The sequence below is a fragment of the Pseudopedobacter saltans DSM 12145 genome (genome assembly GCF_000190735.1).
GTDB classification, from domain to species: Bacteria; Bacteroidota; Bacteroidia; order Sphingobacteriales; family Sphingobacteriaceae; genus Pseudopedobacter; species Pseudopedobacter saltans.
This window is the reverse complement of the sequence record NC_015177.1, coordinates 3,573,987-3,596,602: the sequence shown is the minus strand read 5'-3', so window position 1 is coordinate 3,596,602 and position 22,616 is coordinate 3,573,987. Positions and strand designations below refer to the sequence as shown.

Sequence of the window (22,616 nt, the reverse complement as noted above, 5' to 3'; positions counted from 1 at the left end):
AATAATTAAATAATGTAACTTTTTGCGTTTTGTTTTATCAACTATTACATTAGTTTTGTTTAATTTATTTAAATAGTTATGAAAATTAAAGTCCTCTGGGTATTGTCTGTCCTATTTACAACGAAATCTTTTTCTCAAGACACAATTAAAGTAACGCAGCATAAATCTGTTTCGCCACAGGAATTACCATATTCCAGAACTATTATATCGACGAATACTAAAGGAATTTATGAATTTATTGAAAAATATAGTGACGGCCGGATGAAAAGCCGAGGTTATGCTTCATCATATGAACCTTTTACAAAAACAGGAAAGGAAACTCTTTTCTATAAAAATGGGCAGATAAAAAGTATACATTTTAATACCCCTAAAAATACTGCTGTAGGGGAGTATTCGTCATTCTATGAAAATGGAAATCTAAAATTAATAGGCGAGTTTCAAGAGCCTTGTGTTTTAAACCGACCGGAGAGCTTTGAATTTCCTAAATTTATAGTAAAACAATTCTTAGACTCGACTGGAACAAATTTTCTTGATAAAGATGGTTCTGGGCCTGTGAAAATGACTTATAATAATGGAGATAAACTAGAAGGAAAATATCTTAAAGGGAAAAAAGACGGGGAATGGCATGAACATATCTCTAAAACAAATGAATCTTATGAAGAGTCTTTCAAAAATGGTCTTTTGATAAAAGGAATTTACACGGACTCTACAGGAAAAGTGAATATCTATACTACAGCACATATTTTCCCGGAATACAAATACGGAATGAAGGAACTGTATTCATTTATTTCGACGAACCTTAAATATCCTCCGATGTCAAAAATACAAGGCATTGAAGGTAAAGTCTTATTAAATTTTATTGTAAAAAAAGACGGTTCTCTTGATAAAATTAAAGTAATAAAAAGCATTCCTAATGGAGGGGAACTCGAAGAAGAGGCTATTAGAGTTTTAAAAATGACCGAAAAATGGACTCCTGGTTTTCAGAGAGGCAAAAATGTAAACGTTTCATACTCTCTTCCTATTGCTTTTAGTTTAAGAAAACCATAATTAAAAAACACTATGCGGAATTTCACCCTTTTATTTTGTTTTCTAATTAGTGCGAATTTTTCAAATGCACAGGAAATACTTAAAACTTTTCACAAGGAAGACGGAACAGAAATTTCAGAAAGGAAAAGCGATTATACCAGAATTATAAAGAAAACTCCTCAAGAGGGAATTTATTCTTTTGAGGAAACATGGAAAGACGGTAGTATAAAGAGAAATGGCTTTCTTTCCGAATATAAGCCAAAGTTTAAGCAAATTGGGAAAGAAATTACTTACTATAAGAATGGAAAGGTTAGTCAGATTCAATATATAAAAAACTACAACAGTATCGGTAAGATTCAAAGGTTTTATGAGAACGGTAAACTAAAAGAAGAAGGAAAATTTTTACAACCAACGAATAATTTTACTCATACTAGGTTTGATTACCCTAATTATGCCGCTATTCAAATTGCCGATTCCTTAGGGAATATATTTCTAGATTCGCTGGGCAACGGAAAAGTAAATATTACCTATGCAAATGGCAATATTCTTGAAGGAGAATATATAAATGGATTAAAGCATGGGCAACGCAAGGAGTTTTTGGCTAAAGACAAAGAAACCTACATAGAAAATTATCAAAATGGGAAGTTTTTAAAAGGACAACGCATAGACGGTTCGGGAAAAAAGACAGAATATCGGAATGAAGTATTTCCAGAATTTGATGGGGGTATGACGAGCTTCTATGCCTTTATCAACAGAAATTTAAAATACCCTCCTGATATGAAAAAACAAAGAATTGAAGGTCGGGTTACAGTAAACTTTATAATTGAAAAAGACGGCTCTTTGAGTGAAGTTAAAATATTAAGGGGAATACCAGGAGGAGAAGAGCTAGAAGAAGAAGCCATGAGAGTTATCAGAATGTCTCCAAAATGGATACCGGGAATGCAAAAAGGTAAACCCGTTCGTGTTTCTTATTCTGTACCTATTTCTTTTAAACTGAACTAACCGTTTTAGACATAAAACAATAAAAGATTCTCTAAGCAAAATCCCGGTTAAATCCACATTTTTTTTGCAATCCGAAAAAGAAACCTCGTACTTCGTAGTCTAAAATCTAACATCAATTGGCCAAAGTAAAATCATCCTATTTCTGTCAGAGTTGCGGATACGAGTCTCCCAAATGGTTAGGCAAATGCCCTTCTTGCCAGCAATGGAATACTTTTGTAGAAGAAGTTGTAGAAAAGAAATCTGCCGGCATTCCAGATTGGAGAAATACAACACATTCAACTGTATCACGGGCAAATCAACCGCATAAGATTCAGGAAATAGCCTATACAGAAGAACATCGTTTAATAACGCCTGATAAAGAGCTTAATCGTGTTTTAGGAGGAGGCATTGTTGGTGGCTCTTTGGTTCTTATCGGTGGGGAGCCCGGAATCGGAAAATCGACCCTGATGTTACAATTGGCTTTAACACTGCCTAACATTAAGGTTCTTTATGTATCGGGAGAGGAAAGCGAGCAACAGATTAAACTTAGGGCAGAAAGGATTTTAAATAATCCTTTCTCCGATTGTTATATCTTAACTGAAACTTCTACCCAGAATATTTTCAAGCAAATAGAAATACTGGAACCAAACATTGTGGTTATAGATTCTATTCAGACATTACATTCAGCTCACATGGAGTCTACTCCCGGAAGCGTTTCCCAAGTTCGCGAATGTACCGCAGAGCTGCTGCGTTTCGCTAAGGAATCCAATACGCCTGTATTTTTAATCGGTCATATAACGAAAGACGGTATGATTGCCGGTCCAAAAATATTGGAACACATGGTCGACACTGTTTTGCAGTTCGAAGGAGACAGGCATCATGTTTATAGAATTTTAAGAGCTATTAAAAACAGGTTTGGCTCTGCAGCTGAACTAGGTATCTACGAAATGCAGGGAAGCGGACTTAGAGAAGTGTCTAACCCCTCTGAAATATTACTTTCTTTAAGAGAAGAGGCTTTAAGTGGCGTAACGGTATCTGCTACTATGGAAGGCATGCGCCCAATGCTGATTGAAACTCAGGCACTGGTAAGCAACTCTCCATACGGGACTCCACAGCGGTCTTCTACCGGATTTGATACAAAGAGGATGAACATGCTGCTAGCTGTTTTAGAAAAGCGCTGTGGCTTTAAACTTGGTGCCAAAGATGTTTTCCTGAATATAGCCGGCGGTATAAAAATAGAGGATCCAAGTATTGATCTTGGGCTGATTGCAGCAATTATTTCTTCTCATGAGGATATACCAATTTCTCACAAAATTTGCTTTGCCGCGGAGGTTGGCCTTTCTGGAGAAATAAGAGCGGTTACCCGTATTGAACAAAGGATAGCCGAGGCAGAGAAACTGGGTTTCGAACAGATTTTTATTTCTAAATACAACAAAAAAGGTCTGGATTTAAGCAAGTATAAAATAGGGATACAAACTGTAGCTAAGGTTGAAGAGGTATTTGAATTGCTATTTGGATAAATGAATGTTTAATGTTTAATTACAACTTGGAACGCAATAAACAAATATTTTTTATACATTCATAAATGAGCGCCTTAAGTTTTTTTGATTTTTAACTTTAAAATTTATAAATGTGTATACAAAAAAAGTTGGATGCTTTCTTAACGGTATTTCTCATTAAGAATTAAGCATCCAACATTAAAAATTATTACGGCTCTATTTTAGAGGTTCTTTCTATTTCTCCATAGGTCCCCTTTACTTCATTTCCTTTAGGATCTATCAAAGAAATTTTTACTTCCAAATCTCCCGGTTTTGCACCTTTTATAATGTAAGGTTTCCATGAATCCACTGTGAAAGTAGTATCCTGAACCTCTACCTTTACTTTATAATCATTAGGAGAAAGATTCAGGTTTTTTATATAAAAATCCAACAGCACATTTTCAGTATCCGCTCCTTTATAATCTCCTTTTGGTCTGCTATAGAACAACATCGGATCCATTGGGGTATCTTCTTTTACATACTTTCCATTTGCGTCAATTTTGAACTTGGTTAAAACATTTGCGTCGGGTGTTTTCAGTGATAGATGATAGGATCTGGAAAGGAAGCACAATAACACATGTTCGGAATTTTTAGCTAATGTTACCGTATTGGTTGGCTTGTATAAAGCCACGTAAGGTTTATTATCTAAAATAAAATGAATATGTTGTCCGTCTTTAGAATTAGCTGTGTGCTCGTGATGCCCGTCTTCGGTTTGTTTAGACAATTCATAATTCTGCACATTGAAATCGAATGTTAATTTGACAGAATCACCAACTACTTCTGATTTCACGCCTTTGATTTCCAACTTAGCATTTTGAAAATCATTGGTCTCTGTCATCGGTTCTATTGAAAGATGTGCCTGTTCTCTCTTTGTAGAGTCTGAATGTTGCTCGCTTGAAGCTTGCCTATTATTATTACAAGACAGCAGGAGCGAAAACGCAGCTACTCCGATTAAAACTACAGCTGATTTTGTTTGCTTTTTCATGGTGTGATTTTTTAGTTACAACATAGTTTTTAACATAGCCTATTCTATAAAGTTTTAATTTTATTAAAATCGATATTCCGTCAAAAAACGATCACATATGCTCTGAAGCACTTTATTAAGTCTAAAATCAATTGTTTTTAGGTACCTTTGTAGATGTTTTTTTTAATTTACTCTAAAAAGGGCATAGTTGTTGAAAACTTGATTTTTGGATTAATCGAATAAAATTATAATTTGAGGGTAATAATTTTCCGTAAAAGGTGATATAGTAAATTTTTTTAGGAAGAAATACGTTCTCATAAGAAAGGTAGAATATGGAAGAAGAAGAATTTGAGTTTGAGTTTTCTGAAGACCCTAAGCATTCGGTAGAGAGATTTGAGGAAATGGTGCGCAACGACGACCATTATTTCTTTGATTCCCATGTTTTTGACAATATCATAGATTATTATATCGAAAAAAATGAACCATCAAAGGCTTTACGGGTAATAGAATATGCCGTCTCTCAGCATCCATTTGTTGTAACTTTCTTAACAAAGCAGGCACAGCTTTATCTAATCATGAATAATCTGCCGAAAGCATTTGAGTCGCTAAATAAAGCAGAGCTTTTAGAACCATCGGATTCTGATATCTTCCTATTAAGAGGCAATATATACGAAAACCTCGGTCGTTACGACGAAGCTTTGGAAGCACTGTTTAAAGCTTTAGAACATACAGACATGCAGGAAGAGGTGCTTATGCAGATTGCATATGTATATCAAAATCTTGGCGACTATGAGCAGGCGATAGAATATTTAAAAAGATGTCTGCAAAAAAACATGGAAAATCAGGACGCTCTCTACGAACTTGCATTTTGTTATGATGTTTTAGATAAACAGGATGAAAGTATACAGTTTTATCAGCAATATATTGATAATGAGCCCTACTCATATGCGGCCTGGTATAACCTGGGGAATGCCTATCACAAGTATGAAATGTTTGAAAAAGCCATTGATGCTTATGATTATGCCTTGCTAATAAAAGAAGATTTTTCTTCTGCTTATTTCAACAAGGGTAATACGCTGATCCAGTTAAATAAGTTTGAAGAAGCTATAGAAGTTTTTAAACAGACTTTTGATTACGAAATGCCTGATGCGCACACTTATTGTGCGATTGGCGAGTGTTACGAGAAACTCGAAAAAATGGAAGAGGCCCGTAATTACTATAAAAAAGCTGTTAAAATAAGCAGCGCTTTGGCTGATGCTTGGTACGGCATAGGCGTAACTCTTGATTTTGAGCAACGTTATTTTGAATCGCTTCATTATTATAAGAAAGCATTAAAAATAGACGAAAGCAATCCTGATTACTGGTTTGCTATTGCAGATGCTTACTATAAATTGAAAAATCTGGACGAATCTGAGAAGGCTTATGAAAAGGTTGTTGAACTAAATCCTTTAGATGTTGATGCCTGGTTAGATTATTCTTCTGTTTCTTTTGAGCAAAAGGATCTTAAAAAGTGTATCGAAATTATTGCAGAGGGAATTAAGAACAATCCGGAAGCCCCCGAATTGCATTACAGACTGGTTGCCTATCTTTTTGCAGACGGACAGGCAAAAGAAGCTTTGACTCAATTACATAAGGCATTAAGTATTGATCCCGAGAAACATTATTTGCTTTTCGAGTATTTACCCATGTTACAAAACAATAAGGTTATAATAGATATCATTAATAGTTTTAGGCGCTAAGGATTCAATAAAAAAAAATCAAAGGCCTAGTCATGATTGACTTTTGGTTTTTTTTTTGAACTTTTGCAATTAGTTATGAGTTTGAATTACACACTAAATAATATTCCTGAGCGCACAATCAAACCAAGGGACAAAGGAATCACAATGGTGATGGACAAAGGCCTAAGCCTACGTCAGGCCGAGGATTTCTTAGAGGTCGCTGGAATTCATACAGACATTATTAAATTAGGTTGGGCGACTTCTTTCGTTACACCAAACCTCGAAGAAAAATTAAAACTCTATAAAGAAGCCAATATCCCGGTATATTTTGGAGGAACTTTATTCGAAGCTTTTATCGTAAGAGATCAATTTGATGATTATAGACGAACTTTAGATAAATTTGGAATGGAGTATGCCGAAGTTTCAGACGGCTCGATAGATATCAATCACGAGGAAAAATGTCAGTTTATTTCGAAACTAAGCGAACAGGTAACTGTAATTTCTGAGGTTGGCTCTAAAGACGCTACCAAAATTTTTGCTCCGTATAAATGGATTCAGTTGATGCAGGCAGAAATAAATGCCGGTTCCTGGAAAGTAATCGCCGAAGCCAGAGAAGGAGGAAATGTTGGAATTTACCGCGACTCTGGAGAGGTTAGGCAGGGTTTGGTAGACGAAATCTTAACGCAAATCCCGGAAGAGAAAATCATCTGGGAGGCTCCGCAAAAAGCGCAACAGGTTTGGTTTATCGAATTAATAGGTACTAACGTTAATTTAGGAAATATAGCCCCGGCAGAAGTAATTCCATTAGAAACTATCCGTTTAGGGTTAAGAGGAGATACTTTCAATCACTTCCTAAATCAGAAATAATAAGCGATTTTATCGCACTTATATTTAATGAAAAAGTTTGGATTAATTGGATATCCTTTAGGACATTCATTCTCTGAGAAATATTTTACAGAAAAATTTAACAATCTGGGCTTGATTGACCATTGCTATAAACTTTATCCTATTGAAGTTATGGCCAATGGTTTCCCTAAATTATTAGAAGAGAATCCTCTTCTTTGCGGTATAAACGTCACTATACCGCATAAAATTGAGGTGATGGGATTTCTAGATGAAATAGACGAAGCTGCCGCTGCTATTGGCGCCGTTAATTGCATTAAAATCACCAGAACTGCAGACAATAAAAAAAATCTAAAGGGCTACAATACTGATGCCTATGGTTTTGAATCTTCCATTAAACCTTTTTTAGAGCCACACCATAAAAAAGCTTTGATATTAGGTAACGGCGGTGCTGCAAAAGCGGTAAAATATGTTTTGGGAAAATTGGGAATTGAGTATAAGTTTGTATCAAGAAATCCAAAAGAAGGTATGCTTTCTTATGCCGACCTAACAAAGGAGATTCTGGAAGACTACCATATAATTATAAACTCCAGTCCGGTCGGAACTTATCCCAATGTTACCGAGAAACCGGAATTACCTTACGAATTTATCTCTGATAAACATTTGTTTTACGACCTGATCTACAATCCGGCAGAAACTGTATTTCTTGCGAAAGGTCGGGAAAAGGGAGCCAAAACAAAAAATGGCTACGAAATGCTGGAGTTGCAGGCTGAAAAATCCTGGGAAATTTGGAACGAGTAAATCTCCCTCAGTTTTAATTTCTAGGAGTTATGACTTTTATCATTTGGTTCAGGAATTGCTGATTATGTAATTTGTGGAGGAAGGAAATCATCTTTTCAAAAACTTGGAGGTGTGAGACTTGGACTATCTTGGGTATTTCTTTATCTTTATATAGATTTGTTATTACCATTTTATGAAAGAAGTAACATTAAAAATTCCCGAAAACAAATTCAATTTCTTTATGGAATTGGTAGATCAACTGGGTTTTGAAATTAGTGAAGGGAGCTCAGTTTTACCTGATTGACAAAAAGATCAATTAGATATAGCTCTTAAAGAACACGAGAATGACACTACGAATTATTCTGATTGGAATGAGATCAGAAAAAAAATATTTGAAAAATATAATATTAAATGAATATTGTTGTATTTGAAAATGCAGGTATTCAAATTAGTAAAGCTGCTCAGTGGTTCTTTGAGCAAAATCCGGGACTAGAAACCAAATTTTTATTGGTTTTAGATAAATCAATAAGATATATCAAAAACAATCCTCTTTAAATACCAAATACGCTATAAATCTGTACGAATAAAGTTCCTGGAAAATTTCACATTTGGTATTCACTAGAATAAAACGATATTCATACTTTACGTATTCCATACAAGCCAGAATAGCAACGATTGGTTTTAACAAAATCTTATATTATTTACAAAAATGTTTCTTTAATTTGCGCTCCAAACAAGCATTTGAATGAAATTCGGTATATACATTATCTGTGTCTTTTTAGGCCTTGTTTCTTGTTCCGATAACGGAAATTATGCCCCAAAACCAAGAGGATATTTTAGAATCGATTTCCCAGAAAAATCATATAGAGAATTTTCATCTGACGCTCCTTATACTTTCGAATATCCGGTTTATGCAGAGATGTATCCTGACAGTTCAAAAGATTCGAGAAAGAATTGGTATAATCTAGCTTTCCCTGGTTTTAACGCCCGCCTACATATAAGTTACTACAGTTTCAACAACGAAAAAGAACTGGAAGAACTTACTGAAGATTCCAGAAAGCTTGCCTTTAAACATACAGTTAAAGCTACAGGAATAGACGAGGCTTTAATAAAGAATAAGGAAAAGAAGGTTTACGGGGTTTATTATACTATTGAAGGCAATACCGCTTCATTGTTACAGTTTTATCTGACAGATAGCATAAAAAATTACCTTAGGGGAGCACTTTATTTCAATGAAAAACCTAAATTCGACTCTATCCAGCCAGTGGAGACTTTTATAAGAAAGGATTTGGACAAAATGATTTCAACTTTTAAGTGGAAATAGGATAATCATAAGTCAAAAGTATAAAGTAAAAAGGCAAAAATTCAGGTTACGAGCCTATCCTTTTACATAGTCAAATATTATTTCTAAAACAGTACTCTTATAATCTGGTCACAAATGTTTATTATTAGGCATTATTATTTTTAAAGTTTAGCAGTAATTTCAAATAAAATGAAGAAAACGCTTTCAATTTTGTGTTTTTTATTGTGTAGCAGCTTTGCTTTTTCGCAAGGGTTTTTCACCTACATAGATCGTTCTACCCAATTTTTTGAAACATTAAACGAAAACAAGTTTAAAGAAGCTCAATTGTTTTTCGATCCCAGTTTGTATAACAAAATCAAACCGGAATCTTTGGAAGCTATGTGGAAACAAATTACGGCGGGATTGGGAAAATTTGAGTCGGTGGAAGGCGCTCAGAACAAGAGCCAGGATAGTCTACAATCTGTCATTTTAGATTGCAAATTCGCCTATGGTTCGCAGCCATTTCAGTTTGTTTATAACAACAATGCAAAAATGATCGGTTTTTTCATTGTTCCTGTTAAACAGGTTCCGCAATATAAACCAGCAACTTATTCAGATTCTTCAAAATACAAGGCAAGTTTCATCAACATAAAGTCCGGCAATTTTGATTTGCCGGGTATGCTTACCTTACCTAAAAGCGGAGAAAAATTTCCGCTGGTTATCTTTGTTCACGGTTCAGGGCCTTCTGATATGGATGAAACCGTTGGGCAACATAAACCTTTTAAAGATTTGGCAGAAGGCCTGGCTATGCAAGGAATCGCGTCTATCAGATACGTAAAAAGAACTATGCTCTATGGCCAATCTTTTGTCAATAAATCCTACACTTTAAAGGAAGAGGTAGAGGATGACTTGCAAAAAGCATTAGAATATGCACAAAGTCTTCCGGAAATTGATAAAAGCAAAATATATATTTTTGGACATAGTTTAGGCGGAATGGTTGCTCCGCGCTTTGCCAGCCAGCATCCGGAATTAAAAGGAATAATTTTAGCTGCTGCTCCCGCGAGAGCATTTGGAGATATAGCAGTAGAGCAATATCAATATTTAGAAAAAGCTTCGCAGGATACAAGCGCTCAAACTAAAAAAATATTTGCAGAAGCCATTCAGGAGGCGAAAAAAGGAGCTTCAATAAAAACCAATGCACTTCCTAAAGATACTTTAGCTATGGGGCTGCCAATTTCTTATTGGTTAGATTTAAATTCTCTAAATCAGGTTGCTACAGCAAAAAAACTAAAAAACCGAATTTTGGTTATTCAGGGAGGAAATGATTATCAGGTTACTTTAACAGATTATAATCTTTGGAAATCGGCTTTGAAAGGCAAAAACGTAACATTTAAGCTTTATCCAATGCTAAATCATTTATTTAGCTTTGTTAGCGAAAAAGGTACCGGCGCACAATATCAGGAACCGGGGAATGTAGAAGCTGTTCTGGTAACTGATCTGGCAAATTGGATTTTAGAAGAAAAGTAATAAAAAATTAATTTTATGTTGAAGCTGCAGCAATTTGTAAATAACCCATATCAGGAAAATACTTATGTCCTTTCTGACGAAACAGGCTCTTGTGTTATTATAGATCCGGGAATGTACAATGCAACAGAACAAAACGCTGTTGTAAATTATATAAAAGAAAATAATCTTAAACCCGAAATCTTACTTAATACACATTGTCATATCGACCATGTGCTGGGAAATAAGTTTGTTTTCGACATTTATGGGCTGAGACCACAAATTCATAAAGGTGAGCTGCAATTGCTTCACGCTGTTCCATCTTATGCCCCTCAACAAGGTTTTAATTACGAAATATCTCCTGAACCTGAAGCTTTCTTAACTGAAGAAGATACCGTAAAATTTGGAAATAGTATTTTAAAGATCATTTTTGCGCCGGGCCACTCTCCTGCTCATTTGTGTTTTTACCACGAAGAGTCGAAAACTTTAATTGGTGGAGATGTGCTTTTTTATGGCAGCATCGGCAGAACTGACTTACCGGGAGGAAACTTCGAAACATTAATCAGCAGTATTAAGAACAACCTTTTTATACTACCAGACGACACAAAAGTATATCCGGGACATGGACCTGCAACAACAATAGGTTTCGAAAAAGCTAACAATCCATTTTTACGATAATTGAATATTGCTTTTTACATAGCCAAGAGATATTTATTCTCAAAGAAGTCTACAAATGCCATTAATATCATTTCTGGTATTTCTATGCTTGGCGTTTTTGTAGGAAGCGCCGCTTTAATCATCATACTTTCTGTTTTTAATGGTTTCGAAGACCTGGTTTTATCAATGTATAATTACCATTCTCCGGATCTTAAAATAGAACCCAAAACCGGTAAGGTATTTGACCCAACAACCTCTGATTTTGAAAAAGTTAAATCGCTGAACAATTACGTTTCCTATACCCAAGTCTTACAGGAGAAAGCGCTTTTGCGCTATGGAAATTACCAGTTTATTGGTCAGATAAAAGGCGTAAGCGATGATTATCTTAAAGATCCCTATGTTGACAGTTCTTTGGTGAATGGTGAATTTATTTTAAAAGACGACTACGCAAATTATGCGGTGATAGGTTCTACAGTACAATATGTTTTAGGTGTAAATATTAACGACCAGATACGTAAACTGGAAATATATTCTCCGATAAAAGGAAGAAAAAGTAGTTTTTCCGCTGCCGAAGAATTTGTTTCGGAACAATTGCAACCTGTTGGAGTCTTTCAGGTGCAACAGGAAGAAAACAACATGGCGATAATTCCCTTAAATACCGCCAGGATATTGGTTGGGGAAGATAAAAATGTAAGTTATATAGAGATTTTCTTAAAAGACCCAGAGCAATCTGATGCCATAAAGAAAAAGATAGAGCAAATTTTAGGAAACAAGTTTCTTGTAAAAAATAGAATACAACAGAACGAACTTCTTTACAAAGTGCTTAATTCTGAAAAATGGGCAATCTATTTCATTCTTACTTTTGTTCTTATTATTGCTATTTTTAATATTATTGGTTCTCTTACCATGCTTGTTATCGACAAACGTAAGGATATAGCCATATTAAACAGCCTTGGAGCCCCTAAAAAGCTTATCAATAGGATTTTCCTTCTGGAAGGATTAATGATTTCTCTGTTCGGCTGTTTGGGCGGATTGATTATAGGAACTATTTTTTGTCTATTGCAACAACATTTTGGGTTGATCTCTATGGGTGACGGAAATTTATTAATAAGTGCCTATCCAATAAAAATCAGATTACTAGACTATTTATTGGTTTTTATAACCGTTTTCTTCATTTCTTTTATTGCATCATATATAAGTTCCAGATTGAGTACGAAAAGATTCGAACAATTACGTACTGATTTATAATAAAGCTTCATTTCTATCATTATTATTATATCTGGCAGAGAATGAAATCACATAAAAACATGTATAACTATAAAATAACCTTTACAGTTATACTAACGTGTGATAATGTGTAAAAAATGTCATGCATTTGCATGGTATTTATATTCATTATTCTGATTTTTATTGGTTACAAAATATGAGTTACAACTCGCTAATAGCTAAAATTGATGATTTTATCAGAAAGTACTATTTAAACAAAGTACTAAGGGGCAGTATTTGGCTGGTTTTTGCTTTTCTTATACCTTACCTCATCATAATCATCGCCGAGTATTATGGCTATTTTCCACCTAAACTTAAAACCGGATTATTCTATATTTTTTGTCTGGGACAGTTACTGATAGCGTATTTTTTAGTAATAAAGCCTCTGCTCAAATATTTCAAGCTTGGTAAGGTTATTAGCTATGAAAGAGCGTCGGAAATTATTGGCGAGCATTTTTCAGATATACAGGATAAACTAATCAACACGTTGCAATTGCACAAGTCTGCAACGGAAAACCCACAACATAAAGACTTAATATTAGCTGCTATCGAGCAAAAATCTAATCAGATGCAGCCAATACCCTTTGTTTCTGCAATCAAAATAAGCGAAAATAAAAAGTATCTCCCCTATGCGGTTATCCCCCTGTTTATCATCATTATATTGGCTATTATAGCTCCTGCTATTTTAAAAGAAGGAACAACAAGAATTATTAATCATAATAAAACTTATGTAAGACAAGCTCCTTTTAAGTTTCGAATACAAAACAAAAAATTAGAAGCAGTTCAAGGCGAAGATTTTAAGCTGGAATTGAAACTTAGCGGAGATAAAATCCCTCAGGATATTTATTTGATTGATGGACAAAACAGCTTTAAACTGAAAAAAGAAGATATTCTTAATTTCAGCTACATTTTTAAAAATATTCAGCAGAGTAAAACTTTCCAATTTAAAGCGGGAGATTATTATTCCGAAAGCTATAACTTAATTGTTCACAAAAAGCCCTTATTAATCGGATCATCTATTTCTTTATTATATCCAGCTTATCTTCAAAGAGGGAATGATAAAAATGTGAATTTAGGAGATTTGATCATTCCGGAGGGAACCAGAATTATCTGGAATCTGAAAACAGAAAATACAGAAAGAATAGGTTTTAATATCGATAATAAAAACATTGTTCTGACTGATAAAAATAATTCCTTCACTATATCTCATATTGCAAAAGAATCCTCTTCATTTGCTATCCGACTGAATAATATTGACAATGAAGACGAAGCAATAAAACATCAGATAAACGTAATCCCTGATCAGTATCCTCAAATAGAAATCGAAGAACGTCCGGATTCTTTAAATTCCCGGGTGATTTATTTTATGGGAAGAATAAGTGATGATTACGGATTAAATCAGCTTAGCTTTCACTATCAAATTAAAAATCCCAGTAATAAATCCGGAAATGGCAAAAACTATAAAGTTCCTATTAAATTCACAGGGAAAACCAGCAGTAATTTCTTTTATTTCTGGCCTTTAAATACACTTAATTTACAAGAAGGGGATGAATTGAGCTATTATTTTCAGATTAGTGATAATGATGGCGTAAATGGATCCAAAATAACAAAAAGCCCGCAAAAGATATATAAATCCCCTACTGTAAGCGAAAGTTTCGAAAAGGCGAATCAAAGCACTGCACAGGTGAAACAAAAGATGCAGTCTGCAATAAGACAGTCTCAAAAAATACAACAGGATGCACAGAAGCTAAACCAGGAATTGTTAAACACAAAATCTCTTGATTTTGAGCAGAAAAAACAAATTGAAGAACTGTTGGATAAACAGGAGAAACTGGAGAAATTATTGAAAGAGATTAGTGATGAGAATAAGAAAAATATCCTCGAAAGGAGCCAAATAGAAAAAGATAAGGAATTGCTGGAGAAGCAAAAGCAGATTCAGGAACTGTTTGATAATGTGCTGGACGAAAAGACCAAAGAATTGCTTAAAAACCTTCAAAAACTGATGGACGAAAAAAACAAGGATCTTCCTCAGCAAAATGATATGAAGCAAATGCAAAGCGACAATAAATCTTTACAAAAAGAGCTGGATAGGATTTTAGAATTGTATAAGAAATTAGAATCGGAGCAAAAACTGAACGAGCAAATCCAGAAACTGGAAGATCTTGCCGATAAACAATTGCAAAACAGTAAAGAAAATGACATTCGGAAACAGGCCGAAATCCAAAAGCAATTCGAAGAAATAAAGAAGGGCTTACAGGAAGCTAAACAAAAAAACGATGCACTGGACCGGCCCGATAACTATGATTTAAAGGAACAACAGCAACAGGATATCGACAAAAAAATAAACGATGCTTTAAAGCAGCTGCAACAGAACAACAAACAGCAGGCAAGCGGTAGCCAAAAAGATGCGGGAAAGAAAATGCAGGACCTGGCTCAGCAGCTAAAAGAGATGCAGCAGGAATCTTCGGAAGAGCAGATTTCTGTAGATATGAAATCTCTGAGACAGTTGTTGCAAAACTTGCTTAGATCATCCTTTAATCAGGAAAGTGTAATGCTGGAAATGAAATCTACCGACGGATCGAGTCCTAAGTTTACAGAGCTTGGAAAAAAACAGCGGGAAATCTCAGATAATTTAAAAATGGTTGAGGATAGTTTGTTCAGTTTAAGTAAAAAAGTTCCTCAAATATCTACAGCAGTAAATCAGGAAGTAACACAAATCAGAGAAAACTTAAATAGTACATTAGAAAATATACCAGACAGAAATATAGCGCAGATAAATAAAAATCAGCAGTATGCGCTCACCTCGATCAATAACCTGGCTCTTATGTTGAGCGAAGCTTTGCAGCAATTACAAAATGCCATGAAGAATGCAAAATCGGGAGGTAAAGGAAAGCCCCAACCTGGTATGTCCGAACTTTCCAAAATGCAGGAAGAGCTCAATAAAAACATGCAGAAAGCCAAAGAGCAAATGCAAAAAGAAGGCTCTGAGCCCGGAAAACCAGGCAAAAGCAATATAAGTCGTCAGTTTTCTGAAATGGCTAAACAGCAACAAATGATCAGGCAAACTCTGCAAGAGCTTAACCAAAAAATGAACAAAGATGGAACGGGAAAATCTGGAAATCTGGAAAAAATAATGAAAGAAATGGAACAAACAGAAACGGAACTCGTAAACAAACGTATTACGGAACAGTCTCTGCTTAGACAACAAGACATCCAGATAAAATTATTAGAGGCAGAAAAAGCAGAAAGGGAAAGAGAACAAGACAAAGACAGAGAAAGTAAAAGTGGTAAAGATTTTGCTCCTAATTACAACTTAATATTGAAAGAATATAACGAACTTAAGAGGAAAGATTCTGAGCTTTTAAAGACAGTGCCACCTTCGTTAAATAATTTTTATAAAACGAAAAGCAATCAGTATCTTGAAAAGTTAAAATCAGAGGAATAGCTATGGCGAATATTACACAGATATTAGATAAGGGACTTTACTCGCTTCAACTTCCTTCTACGAGTGCAAGCATTGCTCTGGTAGAAAATTTTATAGATAACCTTGTTCCCACATTAAATTTAAATGATGATGTCTATGCGAATATGATGACTTGTGTAAACGAAGCAGTATCAAACGCCATAGTACACGGGAATAAAGAAAATCCAACGAAGATAGTATACATTAACGTTGAAAATATTGATAACAGAAGGATCATCTTTTCTATCGCAGATGAGGGAGAGGGTTTTGATTTTAATAATTTACCCGATCCAACTTCGCCGGAAAATCTGGAAAAACTAAGTGGAAGAGGGATTTTCATCATGAAAAAACTTGCCGATCAATGCATATTCAATACCAAAGGAAATGAGGTAGAATTGCATTTTAAACTGTGATTTCAGTGCATTATAATAAGAGGAAGGTCGACCTTAATCAGGTAGAACAGAGATAATTGATATTTTATTAATTAAAATTTTCTATAGAGACTTCCTATCAAAAAAGTTTAAATCAGCAATTGTAAATCTGAACTGAGAACTTAAATATTATTGCAATCTTTGCGTTGAAAACAATTATTTAATGAAAAGGTTACCCATAAACTTTTACAAAGAAGATATAAGCTACAAAATAAGCGATATAAACAATCTTCGAAGCTGGATAAACCAAACTATAGTTACAGAAAAAAAAGAGCTACAGGAGCTTAATTTCATCCTCTGTTCTGATGAATATCTTTTAAAAATAAATCAGGAATATTTAAATCATGATACTTATACAGACATCATCACTTTTGATAATTCGGAAGACGAAGGAATGATTTATGGAGATGTTTTCATCAGTATTGAACGGGTAAAGGAAAATGCCAGAATATTTGGGGTAAAAACTGCGGATGAGTTACACCGAGTTATTATTCATGGAACCTTACATTTATTGGGGTACCCAGATAAGAAAAAGCAGGAAAAAGCATTGATGACTGAAAAGGAGAACTTTTATTTAAGTAAAAGAGTTTTTTCTAGTTAAACATGAACACATTGATTTAAAAGTTATTTTCTGTTTTATTTTATAAATTAGATTTATAACCATTTTACGTTATGAATCTAAAGCATATTATCAGTAGTATTTTTTTAAGCTGTATCTTTTCTAATTCCATTAGTCAGGAGAATAAAATAAATACGTCTTTAGAAAAAAATGCAGTATTTGGCTCAGGAAGGCAGGATCCTTCTTATCCCGGTGGAATAACTGCATTATATGAATACATTAATAAAAACCTTAAATATCCCGATTGGGAAAAAGAGAATAAGATACAAGGGAGAATCACTACCAATTTCATTGTAGAAAAAGACGGTACAATAAGCAATGTAAAAATACTACGTTCCGTCCCTAACTCCAAAAATATGGATGCAGAAGCGATTAGATTGGTAAAAAATATGCCAAAATGGATTCCTGGGAAAAAGAACGACAGTATTGTAAGGGTTTCTTATTCCATACCTATTATATTTTCCTATGAAAAAGCCGATGCTGAAAGACTACTTAAAGAAAATCCTGACTATATTTTCAATACAGTAGATAAAGTTGCATCTTTCTCTGGAGGAACTAAAGCACAGGAGGCTTATATTAGAAATAAAACAAAGGATCTGGATTGGCTAATAAACGATTTTAAATTAGTTAAAGGCAAATTCATAGTCGAGAAGGATGGAAGTTTATCAGAAATAACATTAACCAGTATTCCTGAATTGTCGAAAAATCAAAAGAAACAACTTCTAAAAATAATAAAGGATACTCCAAATTGGATCCCGGCACAGGTAGGATCTGTAACAGTAAGAAGCTATCAGACAATTTCATTGAAACCCTTTCAAGCAGATCTTTATATAAACAGATAAACGTATAAAATAGGACAAACTTAGTTATATCTTCCTGGCTAAGATTACTAAGTATTATAATACCCTAAAAATATATCTAACAATACACATAATCATCTCAAAATAATAATTAGATAAGTTTAAAGCTTGTTATTTACTACCAAATTCCAAATGTTTACCTTTGTATCCTAAATTTAGGGTAATTGGATTCTAACGTAATTGTTTTAGGCTCAAATGGATTGGTAGGTAGTTTACTTCTCGATATTTTATTGAAAAGTCACCAATATTCCTACATCACTGTTTTTGTAAGAAAGCAGTTAGAAATTGAACACCAAAAACTAAATCAAATCATAACCGATTTTAAAGATTTAGAGTCTTTACGGGAACACATACACGGGGATATATTATTCTCTTGTTTAGGGAGCACACAGAAAAAAACGCCCAATAAAGAAGATTATATTTTTGTAGATATAACTATACCCTCATTCTTTGCAGATATGGCATCCAGAAAAGGATTAAAACAAATTCACTTAGTATCGGCAGTTGGAGCGAGTTCTGCTTCTCCCCTATTCTACAATAAGATAAAAGGACAATTGGAAGATTTTATTAAAGAAACAGAAATTCCTTCTATTAATATCTATCAGCCTTCATTAATATTAGGAAACAGAAACGAATTTAGATTAGGAGAAAAAATAACTTCCTTCCTTATTAAAGTTATTGATCCACTCTTGGTAGGATCTTTCAAAAAGTACAGAAGTACAAAAGCTTTAGATATTGCTAAAGCGATGTACAATGTATCATTAGAATACAAAAACGGCGTTTATACATATACATCAGATAAAATAAAGGAACTAGCGTGAGTATTATATCAGCAGAACAATTGGGTCATGCATACAATGATCAGTGGTTGTTCAAAAATCTTACTTTTGGAATACAACAGGGACAAAGAGTAGCTTTGGTTGGCGTAAATGGTGCAGGAAAATCTACACTTTTAAAATTATTAGCCGAACGCTTCAAACCAACCGAAGGAAAAGTTGTAAAAGCAAAAGATATCAAATTCGGTTATCTGGAACAGGATCCTCAATTTGATGGAGCAGCAACTATAAGTGATTTCATTTTTAGCCTAAACAACAGACAGCAACAGGTTATTAGAGAATATGAAGAGCTTCTTGAGCAAGACAATCCAGATATAGATTTAGTTAATAAGCTCACAGAAGAAATCAGCAGTTTAGATGCCTGGGAATACGAACATAATATAAAAACTATTTTAGGAAGACTAGGTATTTCAAACTTACATCAAAATATATCTACCCTATCGGGGGGACAAAAGAAGAGATTAAGCTTAGCCAAATTACTTATAGACGAACCTGATGTATATGTATTGGATGAGCCAACTAACCATTTAGATATAGATACTATAGAGTGGCTTGAAAAATTTTTGACGACAGGTGGAAAAACCATATTAATGGTTACTCATGATAGATACTTTCTCGACAACATATGTAATGAAATAATAGAATTAGATAACGGAAACGTATTTACCTATAAAGGCAAATACGCTTATTACCTGGAAAAGAAAGCAGAAAAAGATGCTATAGATGAAGCTACGTTGGCAAAAAACAAAAACCTACTAAAAAAAGAATTAGAATGGATGCGTAGAATGCCTCAAGCAAGGGCAACTAAATCAAAAGCAAGAAAAGATGCATTCTATGAGTTAGAAGATAAAACAAAAGGTAAAAACAAAAAGGAAACCATAGCATTAGATGTTAAAGTTAGCAGACAAGGCAATAAAATACTTGAAGTAGAGCATATTTCTAAAACCTTTAACGAGCAGGAGATAATAAAAGATTTCTCCTACACCTTTAAAAAAGGAGATAAAATTGGTTTAACCGGAAAAAATGGAACAGGAAAATCTACTTTTTTAAACATAATCACGGGAGAATTAAATCCTGATAGCGGAAAAGTAGAAAAAGGGGAAACCACTGTATTCGGGTATTACCATCAGTCTGGATTGAGCTTCAACGAATCAGAACGGGTTATTGACGTTGTAAAAAACATTGCAGAATACATAACCTTAGCTGATGGAAGCACGATAAGTGCTTCTCAACTATTAACATTATTTCTATTTCCTCCAAAAAAGCAACATGGTTTTGTAAGCTTACTGAGCGGTGGAGAAAAGAAAAGGCTTCATTTAATGAAAGTATTAATTAAGAATCCAAACTTTCTTATACTGGATGAGCCTACTAACGATTTAGATATAGATACACTTAATGTTTTAGAAGAGTTTCTAGAAAAATTCCCAGGTGTATTAGTATTAGTATCCCACGATAGATACTTGGTTGATAAATTAACCGATCAATTATTTATTTTAGAAGGCAATGGCAGTATCAAAATATTCAATGGTAATTATAGTTTTTATAGAGCAGAACAAGAAGAAATCAAAATTTTAGAAAAGGAAGAGCAAAAGAGAAAAGAAAAACAAATCGCAGCTCCTACTCCTATTACTGATAAAAAGAATAAAATATCTTATAAAGAGAAAATAGAATTAGACAACCTTAATAACGAGATTCCTGCAATAGAAGAAAAAATAAAAAGATTAGAGCAGGAATTAAACAATCAAGCAGATTTAGAAAAAATAAACGAAATCATAAAAGTTTTAGAAGACACAAAGAAAAAACTAGAAGAAAAAAGTAATAGATGGCTTGAACTATCAGAATTAATTTAGATGTTCCACGTGAAACATCTAAATTAATTTCATCTTTTATATAAACAAATCAATAAAGCACATGTTCCACGTGGAACATATCAAATAAAAATGTTCAATAAATACGACGTTATAGTAGTTGGAGGAGGTCACGCTGGATGCGAGGCAGCTACAGCAGCAGCAAATTTAGGTTCAAAAACACTCTTGATAACCATGAACATGGGAACAATAGCTCAAATGAGCTGTAATCCTGCCATGGGTGGTGTAGCAAAAGGACAAATCTTGAGAGAAATAGATGCGATGGGTGGTAAGTCTGGGATAATAGCAGATGTATCCACCATTCAATTCAGAATGTTAAATAGATCCAAAGGACCGGCTATGTGGTCTCCAAGAACTCAAAACGACAGAATGAGGTTTGCGGAAGAATGGCGATTGACTTTGGAACAGACTCCAAATCTAGACATCTGGCAGGATATGGTAAACCGGCTGATCATAAAAGATAATAAAGTTTGTGGTGTCCAGACCTCTTTGGGTGTTAAAATAGAATCTGAATCAGTTGTATTAACAAATGGTACCTTTCTAAACGGAATCATTCATATAGGCGAGAAGCAGATGGGGGGAGGCCGTACCGGAGAAAAGTCAGCTACTGGTATTACCGAACATCTTGTAGAATTAGGTTTTGAAGCCGGACGAATGAAAACGGGTACTCCCCCACGTGTAGACGGGAGATCATTAAATTATTCAGTAATGGAAGAACAATGGGGAGATACAGATGGCGGTAAATTTTCTTATACAGACACAAAAACTACCCTCCAACAAAGATGTTGCTGGATAACATATACTAATGACAAAGTACATGAAACTTTGAAAGAGGGCTTTGAAAAATCTCCGATGTTCACTGGAAGAATTAAAGGCTTAGGTCCACGCTATTGCCCTTCTATCGAGGATAAAATCAACCGCTTTGCAGAACGCGAGAGACACCAAATATTCGTAGAGCCAGAGGGAGAAAAAACCGTAGAAATATACGTTAACGGATTCTCTACTTCCCTGCCTGAAGATGTACAATTTAAGGCAATAAGACTTATACCTGGTTTTGAAAATGCTAAACTTTACAGACCGGGGTATGCCATTGAATACGATTATTTTCCACCGCAACAATTAGATTTAACATTAGAGACACTATTAATCAAAAATCTATTCTTTGCTGGCCAGATAAATGGAACGACTGGATATGAAGAAGCCGCTGCACAAGGCTTTGTAGCGGGTGTAAATGCTCATCAAAAAGTTAATGATAAACATGAGTTAATATTGAAAAGAAGTGAATCCTACATAGGTGTATTGATTGACGATTTGGTCACCAAAGGAACTGAAGAACCTTATAGAATGTTTACTTCAAGGGCAGAGCACAGGTTACTATTAAGACAAGACAATGCAGATGAAAGGCTATCTCCTATCGGATACGATTTAGGATTAGTTAGCGAAGAAAGATTACAAAAAGTAAAAGATAAAATTTCAAACGCGAATGCCATTATAGAAAAAGCAAAGGAAATTAAATTATCTACTACGGAAGCAAATCCATTCTTAGAGAAGCTTAATACTTCGACGATTACACATGGAACTAAATTATATAATCTGCTTACTCGTCCTCAAATAGAAGTAAAAGATTTGAGAGTTATGTCATCCACATTTGATACTTACCTAACTCAGTTTGACAATGAAACAATTGAACAAGCAGAGATAAAAATTAAATATGAAAGCTATTTTGATAAAGAATTAGAGATAGTAGAAAAAATGAAGAAAATGGAAGATAAAGAAATTAATCCAAATTTCGATTACAATACACTTACTTCTTTATCAAAAGAATCAAGAGAAAAATTAATAAAAATAAAACCGAGAACGTTAGGTCAAGCTTCCAGAATTTCGGGAGTTAAACCATCTGATATCACTATTTTAATGGTACATATGTCTAAATAGATATAAATATCTGATAATCAGTGTTTTAAAATAAAAATAAGTAATT

Annotated in this window: 19 protein-coding genes; 18 read left to right on the top strand and 1 reads right to left on the bottom strand. The window is 34.2% G+C overall.

The window, feature by feature from the left end; all coding sequences use genetic code 11:
• The first annotated feature begins 78 nt into the window (after positions 1-78).
• The 3 genes from PEDSA_RS19690 to radA all read left to right on the top strand — a co-directional run bounded on the left by PEDSA_RS19690 (position 79) and on the right by radA (position 3,527).
• Positions 79-1,047, top strand: a complete 969-nt coding sequence (locus PEDSA_RS19690; protein ID WP_013634065.1) for an energy transducer TonB — start codon at positions 79-81, stop codon at positions 1,045-1,047.
• A gap of 12 nt (positions 1,048-1,059) precedes the next feature.
• Positions 1,060-2,028, top strand: a complete 969-nt coding sequence (locus PEDSA_RS20470) for an energy transducer TonB (protein ID WP_013634064.1) — start codon at positions 1,060-1,062, stop codon at positions 2,026-2,028.
• A 116-nt stretch (positions 2,029-2,144) separates the two neighbouring features.
• Positions 2,145-3,527 carry a DNA repair protein RadA gene (radA, locus tag PEDSA_RS15275; RefSeq protein WP_013634063.1) on the top strand — a complete coding sequence of 461 codons (1,383 nt, stop codon included), beginning with the start codon at positions 2,145-2,147 and terminating at the stop codon, positions 3,525-3,527.
• 187 nt (positions 3,528-3,714) lie between these two features.
• Here radA and PEDSA_RS15270 read toward each other — a convergent pair whose 3' ends face one another.
• On the bottom strand, positions 3,715-4,530 hold the full coding sequence (locus PEDSA_RS15270) for a hypothetical protein (RefSeq protein WP_013634062.1): 816 nt from the start codon (positions 4,528-4,530) through the stop codon (positions 3,715-3,717).
• A 311-nt stretch (positions 4,531-4,841) separates the two neighbouring features.
• Between PEDSA_RS15270 and PEDSA_RS15265 the strand changes: the two genes are divergently transcribed.
• From PEDSA_RS15265 to mnmG, 15 genes are all read left to right on the top strand, one after another.
• Positions 4,842-6,248 (top strand): tetratricopeptide repeat protein, encoded by a 1,407-nt coding sequence (locus PEDSA_RS15265; protein ID WP_013634061.1) that lies wholly within the window; start codon positions 4,842-4,844, stop codon positions 6,246-6,248.
• Positions 6,249-6,329: 81 nt separating this feature from the next.
• Positions 6,330-7,094: a phosphosulfolactate synthase gene (locus tag PEDSA_RS15260; RefSeq protein WP_041537494.1), complete on the top strand. Its 765-nt coding sequence runs from the start codon at positions 6,330-6,332 to the stop codon at positions 7,092-7,094.
• A gap of 27 nt (positions 7,095-7,121) precedes the next feature.
• Positions 7,122-7,871 carry a shikimate dehydrogenase family protein gene (locus tag PEDSA_RS15255; RefSeq protein WP_013634059.1) on the top strand — a complete coding sequence of 250 codons (750 nt, stop codon included), beginning with the start codon at positions 7,122-7,124 and terminating at the stop codon, positions 7,869-7,871.
• A gap of 390 nt (positions 7,872-8,261) precedes the next feature.
• Positions 8,262-8,405: a hypothetical protein gene (locus tag PEDSA_RS20310; RefSeq protein ID WP_013634058.1), complete on the top strand. Its 144-nt coding sequence runs from the start codon at positions 8,262-8,264 to the stop codon at positions 8,403-8,405.
• 190 nt (positions 8,406-8,595) lie between these two features.
• Positions 8,596-9,174, top strand: coding sequence for a gliding motility lipoprotein GldD (gene gldD / locus PEDSA_RS15250; protein ID WP_013634057.1), 579 nt, complete (start codon positions 8,596-8,598; stop codon positions 9,172-9,174).
• Between the two features lie 168 nt (positions 9,175-9,342).
• The gene (locus PEDSA_RS15245) at positions 9,343-10,659 is read left to right on the top strand and encodes an alpha/beta hydrolase (RefSeq protein WP_013634056.1); all 1,317 of its coding nucleotides are present in this window, start codon (positions 9,343-9,345) and stop codon (positions 10,657-10,659) included.
• 15 nt (positions 10,660-10,674) lie between these two features.
• Positions 10,675-11,313, top strand: coding sequence for an MBL fold metallo-hydrolase (locus PEDSA_RS15240; protein ID WP_013634055.1), 639 nt, complete (start codon positions 10,675-10,677; stop codon positions 11,311-11,313).
• Positions 11,314-12,540, top strand: coding sequence for an ABC transporter permease (locus tag PEDSA_RS15235; protein ID WP_013634054.1), 1,227 nt, complete (start codon positions 11,314-11,316; stop codon positions 12,538-12,540). It abuts the gene before it with no gap.
• A gap of 175 nt (positions 12,541-12,715) precedes the next feature.
• Entirely contained in the window at positions 12,716-16,003 is a 3,288-nt protein-coding gene (locus tag PEDSA_RS15230) for a DUF4175 family protein (RefSeq protein ID WP_041537110.1), read from the top strand.
• Between the two features lie 2 nt (positions 16,004-16,005).
• A complete protein-coding gene (locus tag PEDSA_RS15225) occupies positions 16,006-16,434 on the top strand; it encodes an ATP-binding protein (RefSeq protein ID WP_013634052.1) in 429 nt (142 codons plus the stop codon).
• 181 nt (positions 16,435-16,615) lie between these two features.
• Complete coding sequence (ybeY, locus tag PEDSA_RS15220) at positions 16,616-17,053, top strand: rRNA maturation RNase YbeY (protein ID WP_013634051.1); 438 nt, start codon at positions 16,616-16,618, stop codon at positions 17,051-17,053.
• 71 nt (positions 17,054-17,124) lie between these two features.
• A complete protein-coding gene (locus PEDSA_RS19680) occupies positions 17,125-17,913 on the top strand; it encodes an energy transducer TonB (RefSeq protein WP_013634050.1) in 789 nt (262 codons plus the stop codon).
• A gap of 182 nt (positions 17,914-18,095) precedes the next feature.
• Complete coding sequence (locus PEDSA_RS15210) at positions 18,096-18,752, top strand: NAD(P)H-binding protein (protein ID WP_013634049.1); 657 nt, start codon at positions 18,096-18,098, stop codon at positions 18,750-18,752.
• Positions 18,749-20,617, top strand: a complete 1,869-nt coding sequence (locus tag PEDSA_RS15205) for an ABC-F family ATP-binding cassette domain-containing protein (RefSeq protein ID WP_013634048.1) — start codon at positions 18,749-18,751, stop codon at positions 20,615-20,617. The genes PEDSA_RS15210 and PEDSA_RS15205 overlap by 4 nt, the downstream gene beginning before the upstream one ends.
• Positions 20,618-20,707: 90 nt before the next feature.
• The gene (gene mnmG, locus PEDSA_RS15200; protein WP_013634047.1) at positions 20,708-22,570 is read left to right on the top strand and encodes a tRNA uridine-5-carboxymethylaminomethyl(34) synthesis enzyme MnmG; all 1,863 of its coding nucleotides are present in this window, start codon (positions 20,708-20,710) and stop codon (positions 22,568-22,570) included.
• Positions 22,571-22,616 lie beyond the last annotated feature (46 nt).

Bases quoted from the DNA above. Each gene is read 5' to 3' on its own strand.
- PEDSA_RS19690 (WP_013634065.1), top strand. From the start codon at position 79: ATGAAAATTAAAGTCCTCTGGGTATTGTCTGTCCTATTTACAACGAAA.
- PEDSA_RS20470 (WP_013634064.1), top strand. From the start codon at position 1,060: ATGCGGAATTTCACCCTTTTATTTTGTTTTCTAATTAGTGCGAATTTT.
- PEDSA_RS15270 (WP_013634062.1), bottom strand. From the start codon at position 4,530: ATGAAAAAGCAAACAAAATCAGCTGTAGTTTTAATCGGAGTAGCTGCG.
- PEDSA_RS15265 (WP_013634061.1), top strand. From the start codon at position 4,842: ATGGAAGAAGAAGAATTTGAGTTTGAGTTTTCTGAAGACCCTAAGCAT.
- PEDSA_RS15255 (WP_013634059.1), top strand. From the start codon at position 7,122: ATGAAAAAGTTTGGATTAATTGGATATCCTTTAGGACATTCATTCTCT.
- PEDSA_RS20310 (WP_013634058.1), top strand. From the start codon at position 8,262: ATGAATATTGTTGTATTTGAAAATGCAGGTATTCAAATTAGTAAAGCT.
- gldD (WP_013634057.1), top strand. From the start codon at position 8,596: ATGAAATTCGGTATATACATTATCTGTGTCTTTTTAGGCCTTGTTTCT.
- PEDSA_RS15245 (WP_013634056.1), top strand. From the start codon at position 9,343: ATGAAGAAAACGCTTTCAATTTTGTGTTTTTTATTGTGTAGCAGCTTT.
- PEDSA_RS15240 (WP_013634055.1), top strand. From the start codon at position 10,675: ATGTTGAAGCTGCAGCAATTTGTAAATAACCCATATCAGGAAAATACT.
- PEDSA_RS15230 (WP_041537110.1), top strand. From the start codon at position 12,716: ATGAGTTACAACTCGCTAATAGCTAAAATTGATGATTTTATCAGAAAG.
- PEDSA_RS15225 (WP_013634052.1), top strand. From the start codon at position 16,006: ATGGCGAATATTACACAGATATTAGATAAGGGACTTTACTCGCTTCAA.
- ybeY (WP_013634051.1), top strand. From the start codon at position 16,616: ATGAAAAGGTTACCCATAAACTTTTACAAAGAAGATATAAGCTACAAA.
- PEDSA_RS19680 (WP_013634050.1), top strand. From the start codon at position 17,125: ATGAATCTAAAGCATATTATCAGTAGTATTTTTTTAAGCTGTATCTTT.
- mnmG (WP_013634047.1), top strand. From the start codon at position 20,708: ATGTTCAATAAATACGACGTTATAGTAGTTGGAGGAGGTCACGCTGGA.